General features: G+C 56.2%; 21 protein-coding genes. 6 read left to right on the top strand and 15 right to left on the bottom strand.

Translation table 11 applies throughout. The annotated features are described in order from the left end of the window. From HMPREF2804_RS03865 to rfbB, 3 genes are read right to left on the bottom strand one after another with little or no spacing between them, the layout of a single operon-like run. Entirely contained in the window at nucleotides 1-2,157 is a 2,157-nt protein-coding gene (locus HMPREF2804_RS03865; protein WP_070627362.1) for a Tat (twin-arginine translocation) pathway signal sequence, read from the bottom strand. Next, nucleotides 2,147-3,583, bottom strand: coding sequence for a dTDP-4-dehydrorhamnose reductase (gene rfbD / locus HMPREF2804_RS03860; protein ID WP_048754386.1), 1,437 nt, complete (start codon nucleotides 3,581-3,583; stop codon nucleotides 2,147-2,149). The genes HMPREF2804_RS03865 and rfbD overlap by 11 nt, the downstream gene beginning before the upstream one ends. Further along, nucleotides 3,584-4,582, bottom strand: a complete 999-nt coding sequence (rfbB, locus tag HMPREF2804_RS03855) for a dTDP-glucose 4,6-dehydratase (RefSeq protein WP_048754387.1) — start codon at nucleotides 4,580-4,582, stop codon at nucleotides 3,584-3,586. Nucleotides 4,583-4,655: 73 nt separating this feature from the next. Between rfbB and rfbA the strand changes: the two genes are divergently transcribed. The 4 genes from rfbA to HMPREF2804_RS03835 all read left to right on the top strand — a co-directional run bounded on the left by rfbA (nucleotide 4,656) and on the right by HMPREF2804_RS03835 (nucleotide 8,339). Next, the gene (gene rfbA / locus HMPREF2804_RS03850; RefSeq protein WP_048754388.1) at nucleotides 4,656-5,516 is read left to right on the top strand and encodes a glucose-1-phosphate thymidylyltransferase RfbA; all 861 of its coding nucleotides are present in this window, start codon (nucleotides 4,656-4,658) and stop codon (nucleotides 5,514-5,516) included. Between the two features lie 68 nt (nucleotides 5,517-5,584). Further along, the gene (locus tag HMPREF2804_RS03845; protein WP_048754389.1) at nucleotides 5,585-7,093 is read left to right on the top strand and encodes a tyrosine-protein kinase domain-containing protein; all 1,509 of its coding nucleotides are present in this window, start codon (nucleotides 5,585-5,587) and stop codon (nucleotides 7,091-7,093) included. Nucleotides 7,094-7,194: 101 nt separating this feature from the next. Beyond that, nucleotides 7,195-8,037, top strand: a complete 843-nt coding sequence (locus HMPREF2804_RS03840) for a nucleotidyltransferase family protein (RefSeq protein ID WP_246822671.1) — start codon at nucleotides 7,195-7,197, stop codon at nucleotides 8,035-8,037. Further along, nucleotides 8,037-8,339: a PqqD family protein gene (locus HMPREF2804_RS03835; protein WP_070450734.1), complete on the top strand. Its 303-nt coding sequence runs from the start codon at nucleotides 8,037-8,039 to the stop codon at nucleotides 8,337-8,339. The genes HMPREF2804_RS03840 and HMPREF2804_RS03835 overlap by 1 nt, the downstream gene beginning before the upstream one ends. An 86-nt stretch (nucleotides 8,340-8,425) precedes the next feature. Here HMPREF2804_RS03835 and HMPREF2804_RS03830 read toward each other — a convergent pair whose 3' ends face one another. The 11 genes from HMPREF2804_RS03830 to HMPREF2804_RS03780 all read right to left on the bottom strand — a co-directional run bounded on the left by HMPREF2804_RS03830 (nucleotide 8,426) and on the right by HMPREF2804_RS03780 (nucleotide 21,482). Beyond that, nucleotides 8,426-9,673: a glycosyltransferase gene (locus HMPREF2804_RS03830; protein ID WP_048754391.1), complete on the bottom strand. Its 1,248-nt coding sequence runs from the start codon at nucleotides 9,671-9,673 to the stop codon at nucleotides 8,426-8,428. After that, entirely contained in the window at nucleotides 9,673-10,611 is a 939-nt protein-coding gene (locus HMPREF2804_RS03825) for a glycosyltransferase family 2 protein (RefSeq protein ID WP_048754392.1), read from the bottom strand. Before HMPREF2804_RS03825 ends, HMPREF2804_RS03830 begins: the two co-directional genes overlap by 1 nt. 63 nt (nucleotides 10,612-10,674) lie before the next feature. Beyond that, nucleotides 10,675-11,718, bottom strand: coding sequence for a glycosyltransferase family 4 protein (locus HMPREF2804_RS03820; protein WP_048754393.1), 1,044 nt, complete (start codon nucleotides 11,716-11,718; stop codon nucleotides 10,675-10,677). 78 nt (nucleotides 11,719-11,796) lie between these two features. Then, a complete protein-coding gene (locus HMPREF2804_RS03815) occupies nucleotides 11,797-13,122 on the bottom strand; it encodes an O-antigen ligase family protein (protein WP_048754394.1) in 1,326 nt (441 codons plus the stop codon). After that, on the bottom strand, nucleotides 13,119-14,252 hold the full coding sequence (locus tag HMPREF2804_RS03810; protein WP_048754395.1) for a glycosyltransferase: 1,134 nt from the start codon (nucleotides 14,250-14,252) through the stop codon (nucleotides 13,119-13,121). The genes HMPREF2804_RS03815 and HMPREF2804_RS03810 overlap by 4 nt, the downstream gene beginning before the upstream one ends. After that, nucleotides 14,249-15,340: an acyltransferase family protein gene (locus HMPREF2804_RS03805; RefSeq protein WP_048754396.1), complete on the bottom strand. Its 1,092-nt coding sequence runs from the start codon at nucleotides 15,338-15,340 to the stop codon at nucleotides 14,249-14,251. Before HMPREF2804_RS03805 ends, HMPREF2804_RS03810 begins: the two co-directional genes overlap by 4 nt. 9 nt (nucleotides 15,341-15,349) lie before the next feature. Further along, nucleotides 15,350-17,593: an N-acetylneuraminate synthase family protein gene (locus HMPREF2804_RS03800; protein WP_048754397.1), complete on the bottom strand. Its 2,244-nt coding sequence runs from the start codon at nucleotides 17,591-17,593 to the stop codon at nucleotides 15,350-15,352. 71 nt (nucleotides 17,594-17,664) lie between these two features. Continuing rightward, a complete protein-coding gene (locus HMPREF2804_RS03795) occupies nucleotides 17,665-18,405 on the bottom strand; it encodes an acylneuraminate cytidylyltransferase family protein (protein ID WP_070627360.1) in 741 nt (246 codons plus the stop codon). Next, on the bottom strand, nucleotides 18,405-19,493 hold the full coding sequence (locus HMPREF2804_RS03790) for an RNA-binding protein (protein WP_070627358.1): 1,089 nt from the start codon (nucleotides 19,491-19,493) through the stop codon (nucleotides 18,405-18,407). The genes HMPREF2804_RS03795 and HMPREF2804_RS03790 overlap by 1 nt, the downstream gene beginning before the upstream one ends. Then, nucleotides 19,484-20,482, bottom strand: coding sequence for a CgeB family protein (locus HMPREF2804_RS03785; RefSeq protein WP_070627356.1), 999 nt, complete (start codon nucleotides 20,480-20,482; stop codon nucleotides 19,484-19,486). The genes HMPREF2804_RS03790 and HMPREF2804_RS03785 overlap by 10 nt, the downstream gene beginning before the upstream one ends. 76 nt (nucleotides 20,483-20,558) lie before the next feature. Further along, nucleotides 20,559-21,482, bottom strand: coding sequence for a glycosyltransferase family 2 protein (locus HMPREF2804_RS03780; protein ID WP_070627354.1), 924 nt, complete (start codon nucleotides 21,480-21,482; stop codon nucleotides 20,559-20,561). A gap of 237 nt (nucleotides 21,483-21,719) precedes the next feature. Here HMPREF2804_RS03780 and HMPREF2804_RS03775 point away from each other — a divergent pair, with 237 nt between their 5' ends. After that, nucleotides 21,720-22,700: an alpha-1,2-fucosyltransferase gene (locus HMPREF2804_RS03775; protein WP_246824124.1), complete on the top strand. Its 981-nt coding sequence runs from the start codon at nucleotides 21,720-21,722 to the stop codon at nucleotides 22,698-22,700. Between the two features lie 56 nt (nucleotides 22,701-22,756). Then, a complete protein-coding gene (locus HMPREF2804_RS03770; RefSeq protein WP_070627352.1) occupies nucleotides 22,757-23,836 on the top strand; it encodes a glycosyltransferase family 2 protein in 1,080 nt (359 codons plus the stop codon). Nucleotides 23,837-23,922: 86 nt separating this feature from the next. On the opposite strand, the gene HMPREF2804_RS03765 is transcribed toward HMPREF2804_RS03770, so the two are convergent. After that, complete coding sequence (locus HMPREF2804_RS03765; RefSeq protein ID WP_070627350.1) at nucleotides 23,923-25,740, bottom strand: ABC transporter ATP-binding protein; 1,818 nt, start codon at nucleotides 25,738-25,740, stop codon at nucleotides 23,923-23,925. Nucleotide 25,741: the final 1 nt, after the last annotated feature.

The following is a 25,741-nucleotide window of genomic DNA, read 5'->3' as shown; positions in this document are numbered from 1 at the left end:
CTACATTCTTACAGATTTTCCAGATTTGAGGCGGGCACGCAAGGAATCCCAAGGATTTCGCTTTTGCTCCCCTGCGCCTGCCGCACGCCGCTTCACCGGCAGCGCCGCCGAAGCAAGCATCAAAAGCACACAAACCCAGAAGATGACCTGCAGCTGATTCTTATAGGGTGCATCATAGGTCAAATTCACCTCATATGTTCCTGCGGGCAGAACCGTCTTAATGTATCGCCCCGGCCCGGCAGACAGCGCCATCGCGTGGCATTTCTGGGTGTTTTCAGCGTCGCAAAGTTTGCCCGTCCAGCCGGCGTAATACGATTCGTTCAGGGCGACTTCGGTTTGATGCTCAACCTCAACCCGGTACGATATCTTGCCGAACCTGCTGTACGAGAGTGGGGTGTACTCTAACCCTGCACAGCGGCCTTCCTTGAGACAGGCATCGGAAAGATCCGCGAAGGACCCGCCCGAAAGCGGCACCACGGCACCGGCAGCGGCATAGAACCGAATAAAATCATTACCCTTTTCGCCTTTGAACGCCTTATGCTGTTCGCGCAGTGCCGAGCTTCCTTGAACATTGGCGTATCCGCTCAGGGAATCGGTGCAGGTGAAGGCGCCTCCCAGAGCAATATTATCGTGGTCCCAATCTTTGACGGGCTGATCGGAAACGCGACGTTCAGGGCGACGCGTGTAGTTCTGCTCGCACGCCTGGTTTTGGTGCATAAGCTGCGAAATCTCAGCCCCGTAGTGCCCGACCTCAAGCCGTTCACGCGCCGAAGCCCACGTGCTTGTCACCGAGTAGGCGAAATTCAGCCCGGAGGCTACCGACAGGCAAAGCATCAGGACGCCCAAGGTTCGGGCTGAACTCTGCCGTGCAAACCGCCATAAACCGTGCGTATAGTTCGTTACAGCAACCGCCGTTAGAGCAAAAAGTACCACCGGCACGAGCATCAGCACAAGGCGAGGACCGCTCAGATTCCACGACAGCGACAGGCCGAAAATCACGATGGCGGCAGCAACGATCGAGCATCCCACCAGGATGCGACGGCGCGACACGTTGCCCTCAAAAAGCCGTTTAAGCCCCAGGCTGCCCAGAATAATCATGGTAAGCGGCACGAAGTTTTTGAAATCGTTAATCCAGAAACGGCTCAGGCTCATACCCGGAATATTCCACAGAAGCTTAGGTGCGAAGGTCGCCAGCCCCAACAGCAGAATTGACAGCCCGCCCAGCAGATAGAGCGGCAGGTTACGCCGTGAACGCCACGGCACGAAGGTGAGAGTGAGCAGAAGCGGAATCACGATAAAGAAGGGGCGCATCGCAATATCCGAGCTCATGGCCGGGTTGTCGTACGGGTAAATGAGTGAGGCCAGGTTCGGGAAAGTCAGGTGAATGCGCTGCGGGCTCCAGTCGCGCTGCCCGGTTCCCGACAATAGCGCCGGAACATATTTGACGATGCTCAACGGCACCGCAATGAGAATGCTGACGATGACACGCCATATCCAGGCGCGGCTTCGAGAGACGATCATCCACCCGATGCCCCACCCACCAATACACACGGCAGCGGCGATCAGCTGCCCCGGGTATATGCCGACGAAACTCTGCCACAGGATTAAGACCGCAAGCGGAATCCCGTAGCGTTTATGCCACGCCCATAACGGAGAGATGACGAGCAGGACCCAGGGCCAGTAGGCGGCGGCACGGTGAAAATCCAAGAATTGGGCGTTTGCAAAGATCGCCGGGGCAAAGAATTGCCCCACGAGGGCGATCAGCGAAACAAGGTGGTGCCCGGTCAGCTGACGGACCAATATGTACATGCCCACCGCGCCAAGACCCGCGAGCACCGCCGACGTGATAGACGATACCGTAGGGCTCCACGGCGAAATACCGTTTGCGATGCCCTGCGGCAGCACATACGATCCGCCCTGAATATTACTCCCGGCGGGGCGACCCATCCAGGTGTAGGCAACCCATTCGGGCGGGTTGAAAATCCCGCCGTTATTCCACCAATAGTAAGAATCTGAGAGGTAGTGGGCATTCGCGTCGCCGTTAACCACCGTCAGACGCATGAAGTATGACCAGTAGGTGATAACCTCAAGCGCGATTACAAGGAGTGCAACCTGTATACCCTGGCGTGCGAGAAGGTCACGGATTTTAGTCTTCACGTGCCCCGCCTAGCTGGTGCAGATACTCGGCGAGCGCATCGCGGTGATCGCGCGGGGTGAATCCGGCAGCAATAAGTTTTGAAAGATCCAGGGCAGAGTTGGCGGGGCGCGGGGCGAAGACCTGGGCGTTGGCGAAGTATTCCTCAGTGGTGGTGTTGCTTACTCGGGCGGCATCGTGACCGGTTCCAGTGTAGACGGCTCGGGCAAGATCTGCCCAGGTGATAACCTCGCCGCTATTTGACACATGGTAGGTGCCGTAGGGTGCACCGGTAAACAGCAGATGCAGTGCTGCCCCCGCCAAGTCTTGGGTGAAGGTGGGGCGCCCCCACTGATCCGCCACGACGGCAGGATTCACGCCGCGTTCGGCCAGCGATGCCATAGTCGCCACAAAATTTTTGCCCTCGCCGACCACCCAGCTGGTGCGCAGCAGGTAGTGTTTGCGCCATGCGGTCGCGGCGCTCTCCCCCGCCGCTTTGGAGGCGCCATATACGCTCAGCGGGGCGATGGGATGCTCCACCGAGTATTCTTGCCCTACCGGCAGAGTTCCGTCGAAGACATAGTCGGTGGAAACATGCACGAGAGGAATATTCGCTTCTTCGCAGACGCTCGCTAGGGCGGCGACTCCGTGAGCGTTGGCAGCCCAGGCTTCGCGGCGCCCCTCGGGGGTTTCGGCGTTATCCACTGCGGTGTAAGCGGCGGCATTGATGACCGCACGGTATGACCGCCAGCGGAAGGCGTTTCGCCATTTTTCGGGGGTACCGAGATCGAGCTGATCACGATCCACCGCCTCAAAGGGGATATTCTGCGCGGTCAGCTGGCGCACGAGTTCACGCCCGAGCTGCCCGCTTGCACCCACAATCAGAAGAGGGTCGGGGGTAAGCGGGGTGATCTCATGTAAGCGCGGGTGTTTGCGGTCCTTCTCGGAAAGCTCAGCCTGCGCCAGGTCGATAGGCCAGTCGATGGCGGTGCTTTCGTCCGCGAGGTTCAGGAAGCTGTAGGCGGTGAGAGCATCCGCCGACCAATGATCGTTTACTAAGTAGGTGTAGGCGGTGTTTTCCTCCAGGGTTTGGAAGGCGTTGCCAACCCCGCGCGGAACGAAGATAGCGGTGTCGGGACCGAGTTCGACGGTCACGACCCGTCCGAAGCTCTCCCCCGCACGCAAGTCTACCCAGGCGCCGAAAATTCGGCCGCTCGCCACCGAAACGTATTTATCCCAGGGTTCGGCGTGAATACCGCGTGTGGTACCCACCGAGGTGTTAAAAGAAATATTATTCTGCACCGGGTCAAAATCGGGCAGACCGGCGGCACGCATTTTCTCACGCTGCCAGTTTTCCTTAAACCAGCCGCGATTATCGCCGTGCACGGGCAGATCAATGACGAGCAGCCCCGGTATATCGGTTGCCCTTACGTTCAGTTCTTTCGTCATTTACTGCCCCGCCTTCGCGTATTTAGCCTCAACTTCTGCTTTGAGCGGTTCCCACCAGGAACGGTTATCGGTATACCACGCGATGGTATCGGCAAGACCCGCCTCAAAGTCGGTAAACTGCGGTTCCCACCCGAGCTCTTCGCGCAGACGGGTGCCATCAATGGCATACCGCATATCGTGCCCGGGCCGGTCTATCACATGTTCAAAGTCGTTCTCGTCTTTACCCATGAGGCGAAGAATAGTGCGCAGCACGGTAATATTATTCTCCTCGCCGTCTGCACCGATGAGGTAGGTCTCGCCAATTTTTCCGGATTCAAGGATGCGCAGCACCGCCGAAGAATGATCGGATGCGTGAATCCAGTCGCGCACGTTCAGGCCCTCGCCGTAGAGCTTAGGGGTCAGCCCCGAGAGGATATTCGTAATCTGCCGGGGAATAAATTTTTCGATGTGTTGATACGGCCCATAGTTATTCGAGCAGTTCGAGATGGTCGCCTCAATCCCGAAAGAACGCACCCAGGCGCGCACCAGCAGATCCGAACCTGCCTTGGTGGAAGAGTACGGGGATGACGGGTTATAGGGCGTAGTTTCGGTGAACTTTGCGGGGTCATCCAGTGCCAAATCACCGAAGACTTCATCGGTCGAGATGTGGTGATAGCGGGTTCCGTGCCTGCGTACCGCCTCCAGCAGGGTAAACGTGCCGACCAGGTTGGTGTGAATAAAAGGTTCTGGGTTCGCCAGGGAGTTATCGTTATGGGATTCTGCGGCGTAATGGATGACTGCATCCGCCTGCGCTACGAGCTCGTCTGTGAGTTCACGGTCTGCAATATCGCCAACTATAAGGTTAAATCTGGCGCCGTCAAGACCATTAAGCGAGGCTTTATTGGCGGCATAGGTCATTTTATCGAGTACTGTAACAGTGTGTTCAGTATTATCCAATAGATAATGAACAAAGTTAGAGCCAATGAATCCGGCACCGCCGGTAACGAGTAAGTGAGACATACTTTAGATTTTAGCGGTCAAAACCGAGTAATTTATACACGGGTTACGAGAGAAACATGACACAATAGATATTATGAAGGGAATTATTCTTGCCGGTGGTACCGGCAGTCGTTTACACCCCATCACTCAGGGTATTAGTAAACAACTCACTCCGGTTTACGATAAACCAATGATTTATTATCCGCTTTCCACTCTTATGCTGGCGGGAATTCGTGACATTCTTATTATCACAACCCCCGAAGATCAGGAACAATTTAGACGTCTTTTAGGGGATGGAACTCGTTTTGGTGTACATTTCGACTATAAAGTGCAACCTTCACCTGATGGTTTAGCTCAAGCATTTATTTTAGGTGCAGATTTCATAGGCGATAATCCCGTTGCACTCGTTCTAGGTGATAATATTTTCTATGGTCCCGGTTTAGGAACCCAACTTGGAAAATATGAGCAAAAAGACGGTGCAACCGTTTTTGCTTACCAAGTTGCGGACCCGCGCGCCTACGGGGTGGTGGAGTTCGACAAGAATTTTCACGCCGTCTCCATTGAGGAAAAACCGCAGGTACCCAAAAGCGATTATGCTATTCCGGGACTATATTTCTATGACAAACATGTTGTGGAATATGCGCAAAACATTAAACCTTCTCAGCGTGGTGAACTAGAAATTACCGACCTCAATCGTGTATATCTAAAACAGGGTAAACTAAAGGTTGAGGTACTGCCTCGAGGTACAGCATGGCTTGATACCGGCACCTTCGATTCACTCGCAGATGCCAGCAACTTTATTCGCACCGTCCAAAAACGTCAGGGACTTTCTATCGGATGCCCTGAAGAAATTGCATGGCGCGCAGGTTGGTTAAGCAATGATGATCTTCACAGTATCGCCACCAAATTCGCCAAAAGCGGTTATGGGGACTATTTGATGCACCTGCTCAAATAGTCACAAAAAACTCACTGCCCCGCACGGGGTTCACCACTCAAACTCAACAATCTGGAGCAATTTCAGAAATGACAATTTTAGATTTTGTGCGCACCACAAGAGCCAATCTCTTGTTGCTCATTGCTGGTATCGTGATCGGTGCCATCGCAGGGCTCGGCTATTCCCTGTTGCAGCCTAAAGTTTATGCCGCCAGCGCCTCCGGGTACGTGACCGTCGGTCAGAGTGGCACTATTGACGTACTATCCGGCTCAAACGCAGCAAAAGAACGTGCCCGCTCATACTCGGCAATCGTTTCATCAGAAGCCGTCGCCAAGATCATTCAGGAACAGAACTCTGACCTGAGCATCGGGACGATTCGCGGCAGCCTGAGCGCAACTACCGAAGAAAACAGCTCACTCATTAAGGTGCGGGCGACCGCTTCCAGCCCTGAGCAGGCACGGGTTTTGGCGAATTCGGCGCTTCACGCCACCGCTCAGTACATCGAAAATATTGAGAAGAACGGTTCGGGGAACAACAGTACCGCTACCCCCACGCCTGCTGGGGAAGAAAACCAAGAAAGCGCTCAGAACAAGGTTTCTTCAACCAACCCGTCCGATACCACCAATACCCTGATTCGTGTGATTCCGCTGGATAATGCCAGCGTGAACCCGCCTCTCGTATCGCCCAACTACATGCAGAACGGCCTCATCGGTGCCGGTGCCGGGCTGGTGCTCGTGTACCTGGCGATCTTCCTGCGCCGTTCCGTGGATCAGCGCATCCGCACCCGTGACGACGCCATTAAGGCGACAAACAGCAATATTCTGGGTGTGCTGCCCGTCAGCGATGATCTGGCGGAAGAAAACATCGTGCGTGCAAGCAACGATGACCATATTGCCCACGAATCTATCCGTCAGCTGCGCACGAATCTGCGCTTCGTGAATATCGATAACCCGCCGAGCTCCTTCATTGTGACCTCCGCAGTTCCTGGCGAGGGTAAGTCTACGGTCTCGCTGGCGGTGGCGCGCTCTATGGCAAGCTCGGGGCAGCCGGTCATTCTGATCGACGCCGACCTGCGCCGTCCCACCGTCGCGAAGAAACTGCACATTAACGCCAAAATCGGTTTGACGCAGGTTCTTGCCGGTCAGGTTGATATTGCTGAGGCTGTGCACCAGGTAGAGGATTCCAAGCTCTTTGTGCTTCCCGCCGGGCGTATTCCCCCGAACCCTTCCGAATTATTGGGTTCCGACAAGATGCGCCAGCTGATCGAAGAGCTCTCCAAGGAATTCCTGGTGATCGTGGATGCTCCCCCGCTGCTGCCGGTGACCGACGCATCGCTGCTCTCCCACGCCGTGGACGGTGTGATTATGGTCGGTACCGTGGGCAAGAGCCACCGCGAGCAGATGACCGAGGCTGTTGCCGTGCTGGAGCGTGTGAATTCGCACCTCTTCGGTGTGGTACTCAATAAGGCTCCGCGTAAGGGTCTGGGTAATTCCTACTATGGATTTGGTTATGCCAATAGTTATGTAGGTTACGCCAGCTACTACGGTTACTCCAAGGACGGTAAAAAGAAAGTTTCTTCCGGCGTGCACGGAGCTTAAGAAAATTTCTGAATCAGATTCTTGAGTATAAGGGCGGGAAAATAGGTGGACTATTTTTCCCGCCCTTATATTCAAAGATTTTCGTTGTGTGAAAGGATATCGTGCACACTACACCGCAGCACAAACCTGGTACGCCGCTCAAGGCGCGTATTATGCTGGCGCACGCCTACTTTCAAAGGCTCGCGAATCTTCACGGAATAGATATTTTACATATCAAAGGATATGCGTTTAATTCCGAAATTTTTAAACCTGATAGACATAGCACCGATGCAGATCTTTTAGTACGGCCTTCTCACGTAAATACTTTTGTTCACATACTTTTAGCTGATGGCTGGAGTATTCAGGCGCATTTTGACACCGGATCCGTTTTTGAACATGCAATGACGCTTTATCACGAATCTTGGGGTCTCACCGATATTCACCGTTTCTTTCCCGGGCTCGGAAAAGATCCCGAACGTGTTTTTCAGCAGCTCTGGGCGGCACACATGCAACGCGAGATAGCGCACCGTTCCTGTGCCGTGCCTTCAGTACTCGATTCCCGGCTGATTGTGGTGCTGCACCGCGCTAGGGCTAGTTCCACTTATGACCCGGATCTTGAGTATCTGCGCGATATTCTCGACTCCTACGACTGGGCTAAACTGCGCGCCCGCGCCGCCGAATTGGATTCTTCTCTCGCCTACTCCGCCGCAATGGGTGGCTTAGAGGCGTACCGTCACGAACGCGACTACCTGCTGTGGAAGTCGGTTTCCACGCGGGTGCCGAGCTATATTCAATGGGTGGGCAGGCTGCGGTCGGCACGTGGATTCGCCGAGAAAATGCGCACGCTCAAGAATATTCTTATGGTCAATCAGGATCATTTGGCGATGGAACTGGGGCATAAACCCACGCGCGCCGAAATTCGCACTAGGTTCTTTGAGCGTTTTGGGTTGGGAGGCGGCTCCTAATGAGTACTACTACCGCGCCGGTGAGGTACAGCATCCCAGAGTATGTTGCCTTCGTACACGCTGAGGAAATTTCCGAATACGCTTCCGTCACGACGTATCTTGCCGACACACGGACCGCGCAGGTTTCGGTGTTGGAGGGGTCAGCATCCATTATTTGGGGTATTTTTGAGGAGCCGTTTTCCCTGCCCGAGGCCCTTGAGCTGATCGCCGAGCTTACCGAGCAGAATCCAGAGGATATTCGCGGGGAGGTTGAGAATTTTGTGCATCAGCTAGTCGAAGACGAACTGCTGGAAGCCATCTAAACCCCGCCCTGCCCCACTATATGAAGAGCCTTGAGAGTAAAGATCTTTACTCTCAAGGCTCTTCATATAGCCCCGGCGAACCGAGTCTACGCGCCCGAGGATGAGGATGCGGTAAGCTCATCAACCGCCTGGCGGATTTCGTCGATAAAACGTTCCTCGCTAAAACGCGCGATGTAGTTCTTAATCGCCTGCTTATCCCACTCTTCGGGGTTGAACTTCCGTATCGCCGCCTCAATCTGTTCCGAGGTCGGCTGTTCAATAAACACGCCGTTGAGGCCTTCGTGGATGGTATCGAGGTACCCGCCCGCGCGGTATGCGATCACCGGTTTTCCACTGGCACCAGCCTCCAGCGGAGTAATCCCGAAGTCCTCATGAGATACCGCAAGAAGTGCCAGACAATGCCGGTAGGCAGAACACAGCTGCTCATCGGAAATCCCGGAAATAATGCGCACATTGGGCCCCGAGAGTTTGAGGAGCTTATCTTTTTCGGGGCCATGCCCGATAATCAGCAGCTTCTTACCCGCTCGATTGCACGCCTTAATCGCCTCATCCACGTTCTTATAGGACATCAGGCGCGACACCAGCAGAAAGTAGTCTCCCGCAGCCGTGAATTCCTGCAGACCTGCGATCGGTTCTTCCACGCGGGTTGCACCCCCGGAGTAAGGCGGGAAAATAATGGGTACGTCTTTGCCGTACACCCGCGAAATACGTTCCTGAATGGCGGTCGAGTTCGCCACGTAATGTTCCGACCGTGCCGCCGCGCGCTGATCCCAGAACCGCAGCAGCGGGTTTATCACCCGTAACCCCACCCCAATCACACTGTTCTTTTTCTCGTCGCCCAGGTATTGGTCGCGCAGGTACAGCCAACGCGCCGGGGAATGGCAGTACACCAGTTTCTCGCCGGTGAATTTGAATCCGTGCGCCCATCCCGTGGTCGAAACCACCGCAACGTGCGCCGGAACTTTCAGGCAGGATGCGGTCAGCGGCAGCAACGGCAGCGCCAACCGGTGGTAGCGCCGCAGCAAGCCCACCCGATTGAGCGGACTGGTGATGATAGTCGCATCCTCAAACTCGGGGAAAGTACCTTCAGGATTGTAGAGGGTCGTGTAGATAGGGGCCTCAGGGAACGCCCGGTGTAGGGCCAGAACAACCCGTTCCGCCCCACCGCGCTGCGTCAAATAGTCGTGAGCGATAGCGAGCCGAGGGGCGGTGACAGAACCCGTATCTACCGAACCTGCAGACCGAGATTCCGCCGATGTCGGGATTTTTTTCGAGGCCAAAGAACGAATGTGAGCGGATGCGCCGCGCCAGGATTGTGCTACTCGATTCAGCATTAGAACACCTTCCGTGCGCGCTGCGGGTACTTCACGCCTGCGTAGGATGCCGCCTCCACCTGAAGCGCTACCAGCTTCTCAGCGATCTTCGCGGGAAGTTTCAGGAGTACCGCATCGAGAGTATTGCCTATTCGCCGGATATTTGCCTCGGTACTGACCGCCGCGAGGGCCTTCACCGCGGCACCCCAGAGCCCGGCAGGGTTGGGAGCCACATGCGCATCTTCACCATGTTTACGCACGAAAATGGTGCGCGCACTGCCCGCGTGCAGGGCGCGGAGAGCTCGCACGGCGGTCGTGGTCGCCTCAGCATAATGCTTCGTTTCAACCACATCGGAAATTATAATTTTCCCGCCGGCATCAGCGATCATCTTACCCAGATCGACATCTTCCCAGCCGTAAAGACGATAGGCGGGATCGAAACCGCCGATAGTTCGGTACAGCTCTGCAGAGACGGACGAGTTTCCATTCCAATAGTGCCAACGCTCGGATTCGGGGGTGCTCAGCGCCGCTTCCTTAAACTTTGCGTCGCGGTAGGTTCCGTACACCTGAGAGTAAGCGGTCTTGGGGAAAATATTGTTCAGGGTGCCGATCACCCCGTCATAGTCGCGGTGTAAGCGAAGGTGGTTCGCCACATAGTCGGACTTGGGTTCCAGATCGTCGTCGCAGCGAATCAAAATATCCGCATCCGCCGCAGTATGCCCGGCGTTGAGAGCCGCCACGCGCCCAAGATTTTCGGGGAACACAATCTTCGTGAGGTTTAAGGTTCCGCGGGCGATATAGTCGTCAACAACTTTTTCGCTCTGGTCGATGTCACCATCGAGGACAACGATAACTTGAAAGTCTCGTTCCGTCTGAGCAGAAAGCGCGTCTAAGGGATAGTGTAAAACCCCTGCTCCACCCCGCGATGGGATGATGACGGCTGCTTGATAGTGAGCCATAAACTGTCCTGTAGTTATGAGAGTGAGTAATTGGCGGGAACAAGCGTGAGTATGATGAATCCTCTAGAGATATTTCTCTAAAAGGTGGCGAACTCGTTCTCTGCCTGAGTCGGGTGAATATAATTCCTGCCAACGCCAAAATGCCGCAGAAATAATGTCATTAAGGTTATCAGATTCTTGATAGAAAGCCTGAGTTAAATGTCGAATCTTTTCAACGAGGACCGAGGGATCCTGGGCAGGGTAAATATACGGGTAGTCCTCCCCCACGACTTCGGGAAGGGCACCCGCATCGCTGACAATCACCGGCACGCGGGCACTCATCGCTTCCGCAGCGACCAGCCCAAAGGATTCCGGGGCTTGCGAGGGCACTACCAGCATATCGACCGTGTCGAAGAGCTTTTGCGGGGTGCTCCAACCGAGACGGTCGGTGTAGCGCTCAATGTTTTCAAGGGCACGGGATACTTCACGCTCTTCCTCTGCAGAGGCAAAGACGGGCGCTCCGGCAACCACGAGGCGGTATTCGGGGACGGTAACAGTACTGTTGAGGCGCTCGATCGCCTGGCAGAGGACACCAACCCCTTTGGAAGGTGTGAGTCTGCCGAGGTAGCCAATGCGTACCACCCCGGGGACGGTGGATTTCGCCAGCGAGAGGGGGACTTCCTGCGCCCAATTGGGGAAGACGGTCGCACCGGGTACGGATGCCGCAACATACTCGCTGGGAACGAGGGTTTGAAGGCTCTTTTTGCGAGCGAACGGTACTAATTTAGCGTTGGTACCCGTCGGCAGCTGATGTAGGTGCACAATGCGCCCTGCCCGTCCCCCGGTAGCGGCGGCAGGAACCAGCCCGTTACACCACAGGAGCGCATCCCGGTGCGCCCGGTGCCAGAGCCGCAGCTGAACCATATACTGCATGCGCGTTTTGGCGGGCAGTACGATGCGTGTGAACCCTTCGTCGGCGGCCGCTTCAATGAGATCCGGCGGGTTTGCCGGGCCTATGATGACAACCTGGTACCCGAGCCCTCGCGCCACCCGAGCGATATTCAGGAGCATGACTTCGCCCCCGCCTATATCGCCGTTATTGGTGGCTAGGTAGAGTTCTTTACTCATCTCGGGTGTATCTTTCTAGGTTTTCGGTACCGATATGCCAATTATCATAAGTGAATAGTCAAATATTTGGCGATGGTTCTAGGAGTTTTTGATCCGGTTCGCGATATAGGCGGTGATTTTTTCGGGTGATTTTGGCATTTCGATACGCCGGTCTACCCCCACGAAGTTTTCCGCCTCATACCCCGGCATGCCAAGTTCTCTGTTCCGGGCGATGGCGCCCGCGCGAACCGCATAGGCCATGACAATTGCCCAGGTAAAGGTGTAGAAAACCTCACCCAGACTCAAACCACACACGAGCAGGGCTATCGCTGCGCCCTGTCCCACTCGTTCTTCGACGGTCCAGGAGGTTTTTGAGACGAAGATGCGCATCCCCACGATAATCGTGATAGCGATGACGAAAACTGTCCAGACCCAGCCGCCCTCGGTACGAAGCACTAGGTAGGAGTTGTGATACACCCAGTTCCTATCCTGCAGGGGCGCGTAGGCTTCTCCAAGTCCGCTTCCAAAGAACCCCGCAGTTTCGGCTTTTTCTTGTGCCACCGCATCAATACGTTCACGGAGCATATCGGAGCCCACACGCGAGGCGAACTGCCCTACCTGGGCATAGTCCGTGGCGAGCGTCTGCACAAGCGCCCAGACCCCGCCCAACAGGAGCATCCTCACCATAAAGTTGAATCTGGAAGCGAGCAGTACCCACAGCACGCCTACCAGGTACGCCGTGATGGAGGTACGCGAGTTCGTCAGCCACACCACCGAAGTTCCCAGCACGAAGGCGAAAATACGCTCGGGCATAGTGCGCATAATAGCGAAAGCGAGTACACCAAAGATAGCGTACGCCAGGCCCGCATAGTTTTTATCGTGAAGGAAACCCACCAGAACGTTGCCGTCCGAGCGCTCGGTGATTCCCAGATAGAAGGCGGGAACGTTGATCAGAAGCGCCGTGAGGTATCCTGCGATAGCGGACCTAAAATGCAGCCGCCCCTCGGCAAGATTCCACATCAGAATGGTGGTGAAGATCATGCGAACTAAGCGTTGTCGCCAGTCGAAAGCATCAGCACTGGCGGTGTGCAAAAGCGATACGAACATCATGTAGACCAAGCCCAGCCACATAATAGTTTTCAGAGATTTAAACCTGCCAAGTTCGTACTGTGCAGGTTTGGTAAGCCCGTAGAGTGCGCCGATAACCACGGCAATCTGGCTGAGGGGCTGGTTAATGACCGGCAGCACGGTAGCGAACACCATGGCACCGAAAATTACGAATTCGGGTATGCGCAGCTGATTGCTGTTGTCCCGCACATAGTCACCGCTCTTTTTGAGCCCGTGACTAACGCGCGCAGAGAGGTTCGCGCTATCGTTCCGGTGCTGCGAGCTAGGCGATAGCGATGTTCCTAGGTGAGTGCTCATGCTAGTCCTTGATGCTTTTGTGTTTGAGTGTAGAGTTCTGCGATCTGCGCCGTCATCTCGGCGTTGGTTACCCACGTCCATGCTGAAGGGGCCGAGGCTTCACAGTTCCGCATAAGAGCTTCTAAAACGCTATCACAGAATGCGTTCTGGCGGCGGTCAACAAGCTCGTTGGGGACAAGAATTTCGGGGTTTCCGCCCACGTTGGTTGCCACGGTTTTTAATCCGGCGGCTTTAGCGTCCAAGAGCGTATAAGAACAGTTCTCCCAGAGGGATAGCTGAACCACCATATCGCTGCGGCCCATCGCCTCTAGGGGATCGACGAACCCGCTGAAGGTTACGGCATCGCTGATATGCAGCTCCCGCACCTGCTGCGCCAGGGTATCGGCAAGATCACCTTCCCCCGCGATTTCAAGGTGCGCCTTGGGGTACACGGTGCGCAGCTGGGCGAATGCTTCTATCAGCACGTCAATACCTTTTTCGGGCGAGAGCCGTGAGAGTGAGAGGATGCGCGGCGCATCCGGTTCGGTCGGCGCGCGATGCTTGTGTACGGCGGCGCGCAGCCGGGGCGCATCCACCCCGTTATAGATGATGCTCACTCTGCGAGCGCCCCATTTACGGCGCATCTGCTCGGCGGTAGAGCGCGAGACGGCAATAGCCGCATTGGTGCCCCACAGACGCACCCGGTGCACCTGTTCCATGAGCTTAGAACGCCAGGATGTGCCGTGGTAGACGGCATCATCCCCCGCGATTCCGTGCTCGGTAGTGATGAGCGTGGGAACGGTCAGTGACCGGTTGGCAAGCCGCCGCATCTTGAGGGAGTTGACGACGGCGGCGGCGATAACATCCGCATAGGCAAGGTGACTGTGCACGATAGCGGGCTTCTCTTGTTCAATAACGTGTGTGAGCGAGGCGAACGAGGCTCTAAAACCGCGGCTCGGTCCGAAGGGCACGGCGTGAACGGGAATATTAAGCTCGCGGAGGCGCTCGGTGAGTTTTCCCTCGGGTGCGCAGACAACCAGGCGATACCCGGGAATACCGGTTCGGGCGACGTCAAGAACATGTCGCGCCACTCCCCCGAAGTCGGGAACCGGAACGACCCAGAGCGCGGTCAAAGTCTTGGCTGTACTCATGCCCTCACCAGCTTTCGTGTCAGAACGTTACGCAGGGCGGCAGAAACTCGTGTCTCAACCGTACTATGCACGCACCACGCCCAGAGTAGAACCAGCGTGAGAGCCAATATGCGTGCGCCCCACGCCCCCGCCCAGGGGTAGAACATATCGATCAGCATATAGCCAAGCATCGCGTGCCCCAGATACAGGGGGTACGATATTGTGCCGAGCGCGTGCAAGGGCCCGCGCACCAAAAACGGCACGTGGCGCACATAGATAACGGCGAAAAACACCGCACATATGATGGCGACTCCCACCCCGTGGGCGCTATCGTGCATCAGGAAGGCATTAATAGAGGCCGCCGCAGCGCAGTACGGCATCAGCCAGGTAAACCTGCGGTCGTGGCTGTACATAAAGAACACCATGCCCAGACTAAACAGAGCCGCATGCTCGGCAACTACGCCCCACACCAGCATTTTGGGGGCACCCGTCAGGGACGTCTCCGGGTGGAATATGCAGCAGATGAGCAGCCCTAAGGTTGTCCAGCAAAAAATACCGATCGTGATCTCGCGGCGATATATTTTTCCACGCCGCACAGCCAGGTAGAGCCCCATGAGCAGATAGAACTGTAACTCGATGGCGAGCGTCCAATACACTTGATCGACATTATCGACCAGCATAAAACGCTGCATCATCGTCGCATTAACCAGAGTTTGCGCCACCGTAATATCCCGGCCGGGATTACCGTAGAGAAAATACACAGCCGCGGCAACCGCAAGCGCCAACCAGTAGGTTGGGTACAGGCGGGCGAAACGCGAAATACCAAATTTTAGGGCGGAACCGCTTTTGATAGCGCTCAGCAAAATTACGTACCCCGAGATGATGAAGAAAAGCTGCACCCCTAGTTCTCCGAGCGGAATAGAGTACGGTTCGGGGGCGATGCGCGGGTAGTTTTGCACGGCGGGGTACCCGAAATGGTAGGCAACAACGGCCAGTGCCGCTATTCCGCGCAGCCCGTCGAGTTCGCTAAATCGTCCGGGGGTGATGAAGCTGTTATCGAGTACTTCGCCGGGTTTTCGGGTGTGTTGAACGGTTCTTGGTGGTGTCACGAAACCGACCTACAGCCACTTTTCGAGGCGGTCTAGGGCGGTAAAGAAGCCTTCACCGTTGTTGATATGCCCCTGCCAGATTTCGGGGATAAACGATGCTTTCGGCGCCAGCTCGCGCAGCTGCTTGCCCAGTGCAGCCCAATCGACATCGCCTTCGCCCACCTGCACACCTTCGCCGTCTACGCCGATACCGTCGACCAAGTGCAGGTGGATGGAGTGCGGTGCCAGCTGTGCTACCGCCTCCGACAGAGGAATTTTGAGGAAGTTGCATGCGAGCATGGTGTGTGAAATGTCCAGGCAGAGCGCACTGTCGTAGGCGCGCGCGAATTCGGCGGTATCCTGCGGGTCAAGGAAGAGGTTGTGGTACTGCTGCCCACCCATCAGCCAGGGGTAGGGCGGCAGAGTCTGTGCCGCTAGGCGCACCCCGGCGGTATCTAGCCGTCCCAGGGCTTCGCCGATGCGCTCGTACTTTGCGGTACGGGCGCTCGCCGGGATGTGCTTATCTTTGGTGAAGCCGCCCATCGTGACGACCATAACGGGGTCTTCGTCCACCGTGAAGTAGCGGGTCAGATCGCGGGTAATGTCGATGGTGCGCTGTACCTCGGCGATGGAGCGTTCCCAGACTTCGGGGTCGCGGGAGGCCAGATCGACCAGAAAGTCTCCGGCGAAGAGGTCGGGCAAGTGGGTTGTGAAGCCCATGGGCAGTTTCTTCTCAAAGACCTCATCAATATTGATGTCGAGGTCTTTGTAGGAGAAGTGGAATTCGAGGAAATCCGGTGTTGCCTCTTCGATCAGGGGCTTGTAATCGTGGTAGCGTACCGGCAGACCCCAGGGGCGCTCGAAGGTGAAGTCGCGGCGGGTTACGAGGTCATCCTTCAGATCGCCCTCAAAAAAGAACGATCCTTCTTCAACATCGCGTTGGATGGTACGCCCGAGCAGCTGCGGCAGGTAGTTCGGCTGTAGGCCGCGTCCGGGTGACTTGACGGTCACATCTGCCTCAGTAATTACCTCACCTTTGGCTATGCTGCGGGTTGCAACCAGTGATTTGGCCAGGTTCACGCGGTTCATCAGTTCACCGGTGGAGACCTCGCGGGGCGCGGCCGTGCCGATGGATTCCTCAATGTCACGAATCTGCTGCACCATCGCCGCGAACTCTTCGGGCAGCAACGATACGGTGTGATCGTTGCCTTCAAGGGTTTTATCGGTCGTGAAGTGCTTCTCGATAATCTTCGCACCGCGCGCAACAGCGGCCACGGGCACATGGTAGCCGCGTTCATGCCCAGAATAGCCAACCAAGCACTGGCCGATCTCGGCGAGGCGGTCCATATACGCCAGGTTCACGTCTTTGAAGGGTGCCGGGTAGGTGGATTGACATTGCAGCAGGGCATAGGATGCGCCCGCCTTGCGCAGCAGGTTCACCGAGTCCAGGATTTCTTCTTCGCGGCTCATACCGGTGGATACCAGCATGGGCAGCCCGCGCGATGCAACATCGCGCAGCAGTTCGTGGTTCGTCAGGTCTGCGGAGGCAATCTTCATGCCCGCAATACCGTAATCGACGAGAGCCTGCACGGAAGGCGCATCCCAGGGGGTGCACAAAATATCCAGACCGTGCTCCTTGACGTGGTCGAATACCTCGTACATTTGCTCAACACTCAGCGAGAACCGTGAGAGCAGATCCAGGGTGTACTGCACGCCCAAATCCTCGCCCGCAGTGGCGCCGCCGCGCTGGCGGTAGAGCGCATCCAGATCGCGCAACTGGAATTTCACGGCGTCCGCACCGGATTCCACCGCGAGGTCCACCAGCTCTTTCGCGAAGTCCACGCTCCCCTGGTGGTTATTACCGATCTCGGCGATGATAAAGGCGGGCGCATCCTCGCTGATGGTGTGCTTTCCGATGCGCAACACGTTCTGCTCGTCCATTGCCAACGCCACCAGATGGCCGCGTTCGTCAATGAGCGGAATGTGCTCGATACCGCGCGCAAAGTAGCCGCGCAAAGATTCGGGGTCGCTATCGGCGGGGGCGGTCTGCGGGTTCGTATTCGCCGCCGCCAGTGCGCTGGTCTCTAGGGATTCGGTGGGGTTGGCGATCAGCCAGCGTCTGAAGTCCCCGTCCGAGAGCGAACCGCGCAAAATGCCGGATTCATTGACTAAAAAGATGATGCGCTGACCGTTGGCAGAAATTTTGTGAAGCGCAGTCAGAATCGGGTCTTCGGCGAAGACCACATAGGGCGCGATATTACGTTCGATAATCACGGTTTATGATGCTTTCTTCAAGAAAACTTGTGTTTAGTGAGAGTGAGTGTTGGATCTTTTGACGCTGAGGCTTAGCTTCTTAAGCCGGGTTGTCCCTCAAGAATTTGCTTGAGCTGATGCTCGGCGACCGCAAAATCAATAGGAGCATCAATATCGACGCCCTCGACCTCATGAAGCGTGAAAAGATCAATGGTTCCTCCAGGATACCCCGCCAGACGGTTGTGGTGCTCGGTATACACATGAGTTTTGGTGAGGTAGAGCGAACCGTTCTCCCGGTACCGGAAGGTCTCCTGTGTGAGTTCCTGGCGGCGCGGGCGCGCCATAATCTCGAACTCTGCGGTAGGTTCGGCATCCGGGTGCCACCGCCAAATAAACGGGCCGATCGGGATAACCCCAACCAATGAATCTTTGCCGTTCTCGGCAAATTGACGTACTGCACGGGCCAGAGTGCCGGGCAGGCGTACCGGGCTGGTGGCCTGCAGCAGCATAACCGCATCCGGCGCCCAGCCCTCGCCCGTGTAGAAGTCGATGGCGTGCTCGATCACCGGTTCGGTGGCTGTGGTGTCTTCGGCAAGATGTGCGGGACGCATAAACGGAACCTCGGCGCCGTAGTGGCGGGCGATGGAGGCGAGTTCTTGGTCTTCGGTTGAGACCGCGACCCGCACCTCGTGCTCCCCCGCCAGTTCGTCGCGGGCGGCGAGCGCCTGCAGAATAGTCCACGCCACCAGGGGTTTTCCGGCGATCTCGCGCAGGTTTTTACGCGGTATGCCTTTGGATCCGCCGCGCACGGGAATAACGCAGAGAATGCGCATTAGTATGCCTCCAGGTAGTCGATGATGAGCTGAGCGATAGTGTGGGCAGGCTCGACTGCGGGTTGTTCGGGCGCTGGCGTGGGGTCTTCGCCCCAGCGGTTCATGCCGTAGCGTGCCCAGAATTCTTCGAGCCAAGCGGGCGGGTTCGGGTGGTATACCCACGCCGGAATACCGCGGATTGCGGCCTCAAGCACGCCGGTTGAAAAGACCGAGACCACCGGGTTCGGCACCTCGTTCAGGGGCGTGGAAGAGCGATCTATGGCGATGCCTTCTATCTCCCAGAGCGCATGGGTGGCACGGGAGAGTTTATCGGTTTCGCTCGGATGCGGACGGTAGATGCCGTCGTGGCGTTTCAAAAAGCTGTGCGCGGCGCGGGCGAAGGATGCGCGTGGTAATTCTGCGCCGTGCATCTGCCCCAGAAACAGGATTTTGCCCAGGGATTTAGTGGTTTCGCCGTGCGTATTTTTGATAGCGCGGTAGAGCAGCTGTGAGCCGACGGTATGCGTCTGCACGTCGCGGCGTCTGGAAGTCCAAAATTGGGCGTCCTCGTCACTGAAGGCGAGCAGAGTTGACCCGATGGGCAGCGGCGGGGCGTGCGGAACCAGCAGCCCGTGCTGTACCACCCAGTAGGCTATGCCGCGTTCGCGGGCGAATCGGTAGGCCGCGTGGCCACGCGGCAGGTAGTGCCCTAAAGACAGTACGAGGCGCACGCCGGGCAGTTTTTCGGCGAGCTCATCGGCGCGTATCGGGGCGGCGTTCCAATCTTTGCGGCTATAGCGTGTGCTGGCGTATTGTCCGTTGAGATATGCTGAAGCGTCGCTCGGGCACCAGAGCGCGACCCCCACCCCTTCGAGGTGTTTGAGCGGTTCCAGCAGGGCGTTGCGGCTTGTGGGTGAGAACGAGTCGAGCACGATCAGTACCCGCGGTATTGCCCCGCGCGTATAGAGCACGCCGGAAACCATGCCCTGTTGGGCACCTCTGCGGGCGCGCACCATATTCTGGGCGCGTCCTTTCACCCAGCGCAGAGTGTTTTGGCGCTGCTGCCAGGCATGCCAGGCTTCGAGATCGACGGGGTAGTTTAGGCCCATAGTTTCTCCAAAATTTTGACGCGATCATCGAAGGTATGCTCGGCGAGGGTGCGTCGCTGCCCGGCCTCACGGATTGTATGCGCCCAGCGGGGTTCACGGAAGATGCGGGCGCACAGGTCAATAAGTTCTTCGGTACTCTCGTAGACCAGTACTTCGCGTCCGGGTTCGTAGTAGCGCACCACATCGGCCCGGTCAATAAGGTGAAGTGCGCCCACGCCGGGGGCTTCGAAGGTGCGCATCGTGAAGCCGTCTTGGTTATGGTGGATATTCAGGGTCGCCGGTGATGATGCCATGACCCCGTAGGCGGCGGATCGGTCAATATCGCGGTGTGCGGGAATTCCGGCGCCCTTGAATCTGCGGGTTCGGGCTATATCCCAGGGGTGGCGCGACCAGTCTCGCCCGTAGGCGCGCACGGGTATCCCCGCCTCGTGCAGGGCACGCAGCGTATGCTCACGGTTGGGGTAATTCGCCCCGACGAAACTGATGGCGTCTTCGGTAACCGGTGCAATCGTGCAGTGCGAATCATAGGCGTTGGGCATATCCAAGACGGCGTACCCTAGGGAGCGCAGGTATTCGGCGTCCTGCGGGCTATAGCTTGCGAGCGCTCCGAGGCGCGGTAAATCTTCCAGGGTGTATGACATGCGACGCAGCTCGTCGTAGAGCCAGGTTCCGTAGCGCACCCCGGATTCTTCAAGTTTTTGCCACCAGTTATCCCCCAGCAGGTCCCCTTTGATGACGAGCACAATATCGGGGCGATACTCCTCAAACGCGGCGATAGCACGAGCGGTCGCCTGGGCTGCGGCGGATGCGGGCCGATATTTTTCGGGCAGTTCGTGCGCGAGTTTATTGCGGATACGGTCGGCAACTGTGCCGGGAGCATCGTAAATATGGGTGCGAACCTTGTATCCGGCAACGTTTAGCGAAGCCTCAATAGCCTTCCAATACCCGTGGAACGCTGGCGAAACCAGCAGAATCGTGGGGGCTCTCATCTCGTGTATCCTTTGTGGTTCTTCTCTGTCCTGTGATCCTTCGTGCGGGAAAGCCAGGTTCGGCGCGGTTACCCGACTAGTTTTCGTGCCGTTTTCCCCGCCGGATCAGCTCTAGTTCGTGGTTCAGAATCTCGCGCGGGTTCACTCGGTGATTTCGCAGGGACCGCACCAGGTTGAAGCCGTAATTGGCGTAGCTGGTGAGGGTTAGGGCGCGGCGCAGGTTCTTCTCGAAACCCCATTTTTCGGCGTAGATAAATCGTGCGGTGGTAAGCCATTGGCGGCGCCGGGCTGAGGGGCTGGATGCGCCTCCTTCGTGGGTGACCGTCACCTCGGGCACTAGGATGCGCGGCACCCCAATCTCGGCAAGGCGGCGCTGAAAGTCTACTTCTTCGCTGTTCATGTAGAAGCGTTCGTCCATGCCTTGCACCCGTTCGTATACCGTGCGGGGCACCATCATGCAGGCGCCCATGACCCAGTCTGTTCCGTGGGACCTCACGGCGGTGCAGGCACTTATATCGTGCCCTGCCCCGAGATGCCACAGGCGCGTGGGTTTGAAGCGTGCCAGGGGTGTGAACCATTCCCATGCGATATGCCCCACGGTGGGGAATTTGCGGGCTACCCACTGGTGTTTTCCGTCGTGACCGACTACTTGGGGGCTGGCGAGCACCTGCGGATAGGCGGCGAGCGCCGTGAGCATTGAGCTGATGAAGTTTTCGCCGAGTTCAAGGTCGCTGTTGAGGATTATCAGCCAGTCTCCACGTGCGCGTGCAGCCCCGGAGTTTACGGCGCTGCCAAATCCACCGTTGCGCTCGCGGCGCACGATGCTCACGCCTTCAGTGTCGGGAAAGGGTATAGGTGAGCGGTCGTCAGAAACGATAATCTCAAGACTTTCGGGGGTTATTCCCCGCTGCGCGCGCAGGCTGGCAATTAAATCCAGCACGGGAGCAGGTTCGCCATAAAAGGGAATAATGGCGGAGATAGTTTCTGCTGACGAAGTCACAAAAATGCTTTCTGTTGCGGTTTACATCTATGTTCCGGTCATCAAACATTGTCTGTAAACGTATGTGTTTATTCGTGAGGAAACTCTCGGCATACTATACATAGTTGTTGCCGTCATATCCTCGTGAGTGAGTATTACTTTATAATTCTAATATAGTATCGACATATCAGGTGACTACACAGCGTAATTTTGCCTCATAATAAAGGTATTGCGTGTGTAAATCCCAGGGAGTTATGTGTGAATCGTCGTTCTGAGTCTGAAGATAAAACCCGGTTAACAGAACTTGAGGGTATGCGCCCACCGCATGTTGAAGCTTATTTTCGCGTGATGGGGTTTCTACGCCCCGGTATTGCACGGGTTTTGGATACAGTTCGCCACTCTCGCGAGAAAGTGTATATTGCGCCTCCTTTTTCTCGCGGCGGTAATTGGCTTTATCTGTTGGCGGCCGTTGATGCTGACCGTCGCGCCGATGCCGGGGATTTTTCATATATGCTCAATACTGCCGGTTTAGAACCTTGGCTTACAGAATTTCCTGCTTTGCAGGAACTCATGATGGATCCGAAAGATTTTAAGTTTTTACACCGGCGTTATTCTGGTCTTGATACCAATGTAGAAGATAGTTTTGCACCCGGTTCTCTTGAAATTTTTGCCCGCGAACGATTACTTTCTTCTGAACATTTTAGGCAGCGCATTCTTACAGTAGGCAATATTGTAGGAAGCAATACGGTGGTGCTTAGTATTCGGCGCGGCGATTATTATTCTGTTCCCGCAATTCGGCAGCGTTACGGTATTGATACCGTAGCCTATGTACGTGAGGCCCTGGATCAGGTGCTTAAGCGTATGAGCCCCAGCAATTTCGTGGTCACGAGTGATGATCCGCAGTGGTGCCGCGAAAACCTGAGTTTTCTCGAAGATATTGCCCCGGTGCTCTACGATAAGACCGGCGAGGGTATGTTCGCGGATTTAGCGGTTCTTGCTAAGGCGCGCTGGCTTATTCTTACAAACACCACGTTCGGGTACTGGGGCGCTTATATGGCGCAGGCGGATCACACCGTTGAGGTGTACGTACCGAATGCCCACGAGTACGATGCGAAAACCCGCCAGCCTATCGTGGTGCCCGGAACTGTGCGTCCGCATCCGCATTTCTCCCGCTGGCATGCGGTTAAGCCGCCGCACGGGGGAACCTGGCTTCTGCCTGAAGAAGGCGATACCGTGTAAAACCCTATACTTCACTCTTTCACAACTCACTCATACTCAAGCACGGAAGATAACCCATGAACATCAAATTTCTCGCGCCGTTTAAATTTTCGCAGCGAATCGTATCTAACTCCCGTAGTTTTTTCTCTGGAAGCCTTGAAAACTCGCGCTTTAAACCCCGTTTTCTAGACCCGACTGTTCGCGGGCTTCGCACTGGAAAACATCGGCTTTTTCTGGCGCAGCGCGATCTGCGTACCCGGCGTGAGGCACGTGCCCTGCTGAGCTCGGGGGATTTTAAGAACCGTTACCGGGCGCTAGAGAAGACCTTCGAGCTCCCTCCCCTGCCCACAACCAAGGGCGTGTGGGCGGTCGCGATGGTCAAGAATGAGGCGGATGTGCTCGAACGTTCCCTGCGGCACCTGCATGCCCAGGGGGTGGCGCGCATCCTGGTGGTCGATAACGGTTCGAGTGACGGCACCTTTGAGCTTCTTCAGCGTCTTAGCCGCGAGCTTCCGCTGAGTGTTGGGCGTGACCGGGAGCCCGCCTACTATCAGTCCGAGAAAATGACCTATCTGACCCATCGTGCCCAGCGAGCCGGTGCCACCTGGGTGGTACCTTTCGATGCGGACGAGTTTTGGTTCGGCGTTGAAGGTACGCTCGCCGAGGTTCTGTCCACTAGCAAAAATACCGTAGAAATCTCGCAGCTCTACAACCTATTTCCTACGGCTTCGGGAGACCTGGTGCTCGATACAACCGCGCATTTTGACCCGAAGGTGTGCTTTAAATCCTGGCGGTCATCGGTCGTCACCATGGGCAACCATCGGGTGCTTCGGCCTGGGGCACAGGGCACCGATCGGGTGGTTATCTTACATTTGCCTTGGCGTTCGCGGCAGCAGCTGCAGCGCAAGCTCATGCAGGGGGCAAAGGCGCTTGAGCTCACCGATTTGCCGGAAGATTTGGGGTATCACTGGCGTAAAAATGGCGAGCTGAGCGAAAAACAGCTTGCCGATATTTGGTTGGATCTTATCGCGGGCAGGCCCATTCCCGTAAATCTTGCGTGGCAGCCGCGCGGAAGCCTCTACCCCCTAGGCAGCGATATACCGCAGGATGCGCACAGCCTTAAACCCTTCCTTGAAGCCCGGCCAGAGACCGCCTAAAACTAGCATCCGCATAGACCTGTGCCCGCCTTCCCCAAGATTGGGAGGCGGGCACAGTCCTACTGTTTTCAGCTCGATTCGCTCGACTACTCGGGAAGCTGCCCTAAACGCACCAGATTGGCGAACTCTTCATTCTGCTGCTGCACCTGCGTGAAGGTTCCCTGCGCGGCGATTTCGCCCTGCGAAAGGTAAATCAGCTGATCCACATTGCGCACCGTCGAAAGGCGATGCGCCACGATAATCACGGTAATATCCCGCGAGATACGCTCGATCGCCTGGGTAATCTTATGCTCGGTCTCGTTATCCAGGGCGCTGGTGGCCTCGTCCATTATGAGCACGCTGGGGTTGCGGTAGAGCGCGCGCGCAATACCTAGACGCTGGCGCTGACCGCCCGAAAGCCGAACCGCATTGTGCCCGATCATCGTCATCAGCCCGTTCTCCAGGGAATCCACAACCTCGGTAAGCTCAGCGACAGCCAAGCATTCACGCACCCGTGCCTCGTCAATCTCATGAGGTTCAAGCCCGAAAGCAACCGCCTCCAGCACCGTAGAATCGGCGATGAAGACATCTTGAGGCACATACCCGATGCGCTGAAACCACGCGGGTAGATCCTGCTCGATCGGCACCCCATTGCACAAAACGCGCCCCTGCTCGGTGCTGAAAAGCCCCAAAATCAAATCAACCAGGGTGGTCTTTCCCGAACCCGAGCCGCCCACGAAGGCGATCGACGTCCCCATAGGAATCTGCAGGTTAATGTTCTTAAGCACCGGCTGATCACCGTCGGGGTAGGTAAAGGAAAGGTTCTCTACCGTAATAGTGATGGGCTCAAGCTCACGGTTTACATACTCTGCCTGAGTATCAGAGTCGGGAGCAGGCGGAAGGTCGAGCTTCTTCCCCTGTTCATCAAGCATCCCAATTTCGCGGACAAGCTCATCGCTGGGTTTCTCACCGGCACGAATATTACCTAGGGACGCCACAATGCGCGTGTAGTTCGGCAGAATACGGATGCAGGCACCAGCGAAAAGGAGCAGATAGGGTGCGCTATCGACACCCTGAGTCATGCTCATGATCGCTAGAAGTGCGGCGATTCCGAGAATAAAAATAATTTCAAGGGTATACTTTGGAAGTTCTTGAAGGAAGACGTTCCGCATATTCGCATTCACCGAGTCCATGCGCTTGCTCTGGTACCGGTGCAGGTACCGTTCGGTCACACCGTGCATACGAATCTCACGGAACCCAACCACAGCATCAAGCGCTGCATTCATCGAGCCGCGTGTAGCTTCCAGGATAATCTCGCCCTGTTCCTTATTTTTCCTTCGCAAAACGTATTGAAGCGCAAAGGCAGCCACACCGAAGTAGGCAAAAGCGAAAAGCGCGGGAAGCGGCATAAGAACCAGCAGCATCACCATGAGCACCACGATGGAGAGTAAATCCCCGATAAAGCTCATTACGCCATTTACGAAAGCGCTGTACGCCTGCCCCACAATGTCATTAACCGAGTTAAGCACCGCCGCTGCACCACGCTTACGGTGAACCAGATAAGGCTCACGCATATAGCAGTTGAGCAGATTCACCGAGGTAATGCTCTGCTGGGTAGCAATAAACCCCAGACTCCAACGCTTAATAACCAACGACAGTACACCCTTGATGACAAAGGCGAGCACCAGCGCGACACCAAAAATCACGATAAGCTGCGTGCGGTCGGAGTTGCCGAAAAGTTCCGCGACAGTTCGCAAATATCCAGTAATAGGGGCACCCATCGCCAGATTAACGATAGGTAGAATAGCCGCCACACCCAGCATCTCGAAAAGAGACACCACGAAAAGCCCCAGAATATTGAGGATTAAAATATAAAATTTTCGTCCGGGAAAGAAGATTCTGAGTTTACGATAAATATTTTTCATA

This window comes from Rothia sp. HMSC065G12 (assembly GCF_001811455.1).
In the GTDB taxonomy this organism is placed as follows: Bacteria; Actinomycetota; Actinomycetes; order Actinomycetales; family Micrococcaceae; genus Rothia; species Rothia dentocariosa.
Note: the sequence above shows the minus strand (reverse complement) of the source record. Positions and strands in the feature narration are given on the sequence as shown.

Coding starts and splice junctions, on each gene's coding strand:
- rfbD (WP_048754386.1), bottom strand. CDS start 3,583: ATGACGAAAGAACTGAACGTAAGGGCAACCGATATACCGGGGCTGCTC.
- rfbB (WP_048754387.1), bottom strand. CDS start 4,582: ATGTCTCACTTACTCGTTACCGGCGGTGCCGGATTCATTGGCTCTAAC.
- rfbA (WP_048754388.1), top strand. CDS start 4,656: ATGAAGGGAATTATTCTTGCCGGTGGTACCGGCAGTCGTTTACACCCC.
- HMPREF2804_RS03845 (WP_048754389.1), top strand. CDS start 5,585: ATGACAATTTTAGATTTTGTGCGCACCACAAGAGCCAATCTCTTGTTG.
- HMPREF2804_RS03835 (WP_070450734.1), top strand. CDS start 8,037: ATGAGTACTACTACCGCGCCGGTGAGGTACAGCATCCCAGAGTATGTT.
- HMPREF2804_RS03830 (WP_048754391.1), bottom strand. CDS start 9,673: ATGCTGAATCGAGTAGCACAATCCTGGCGCGGCGCATCCGCTCACATT.
- HMPREF2804_RS03825 (WP_048754392.1), bottom strand. CDS start 10,611: ATGGCTCACTATCAAGCAGCCGTCATCATCCCATCGCGGGGTGGAGCA.
- HMPREF2804_RS03820 (WP_048754393.1), bottom strand. CDS start 11,718: ATGAGTAAAGAACTCTACCTAGCCACCAATAACGGCGATATAGGCGGG.
- HMPREF2804_RS03815 (WP_048754394.1), bottom strand. CDS start 13,122: ATGAGCACTCACCTAGGAACATCGCTATCGCCTAGCTCGCAGCACCGG.
- HMPREF2804_RS03810 (WP_048754395.1), bottom strand. CDS start 14,252: ATGAGTACAGCCAAGACTTTGACCGCGCTCTGGGTCGTTCCGGTTCCC.
- HMPREF2804_RS03795 (WP_070627360.1), bottom strand. CDS start 18,405: ATGCGCATTCTCTGCGTTATTCCCGTGCGCGGCGGATCCAAAGGCATA.
- HMPREF2804_RS03790 (WP_070627358.1), bottom strand. CDS start 19,493: ATGGGCCTAAACTACCCCGTCGATCTCGAAGCCTGGCATGCCTGGCAG.
- HMPREF2804_RS03785 (WP_070627356.1), bottom strand. CDS start 20,482: ATGAGAGCCCCCACGATTCTGCTGGTTTCGCCAGCGTTCCACGGGTAT.
- HMPREF2804_RS03770 (WP_070627352.1), top strand. CDS start 22,757: ATGAACATCAAATTTCTCGCGCCGTTTAAATTTTCGCAGCGAATCGTA.
- HMPREF2804_RS03765 (WP_070627350.1), bottom strand. CDS start 25,740: ATGAAAAATATTTATCGTAAACTCAGAATCTTCTTTCCCGGACGAAAA.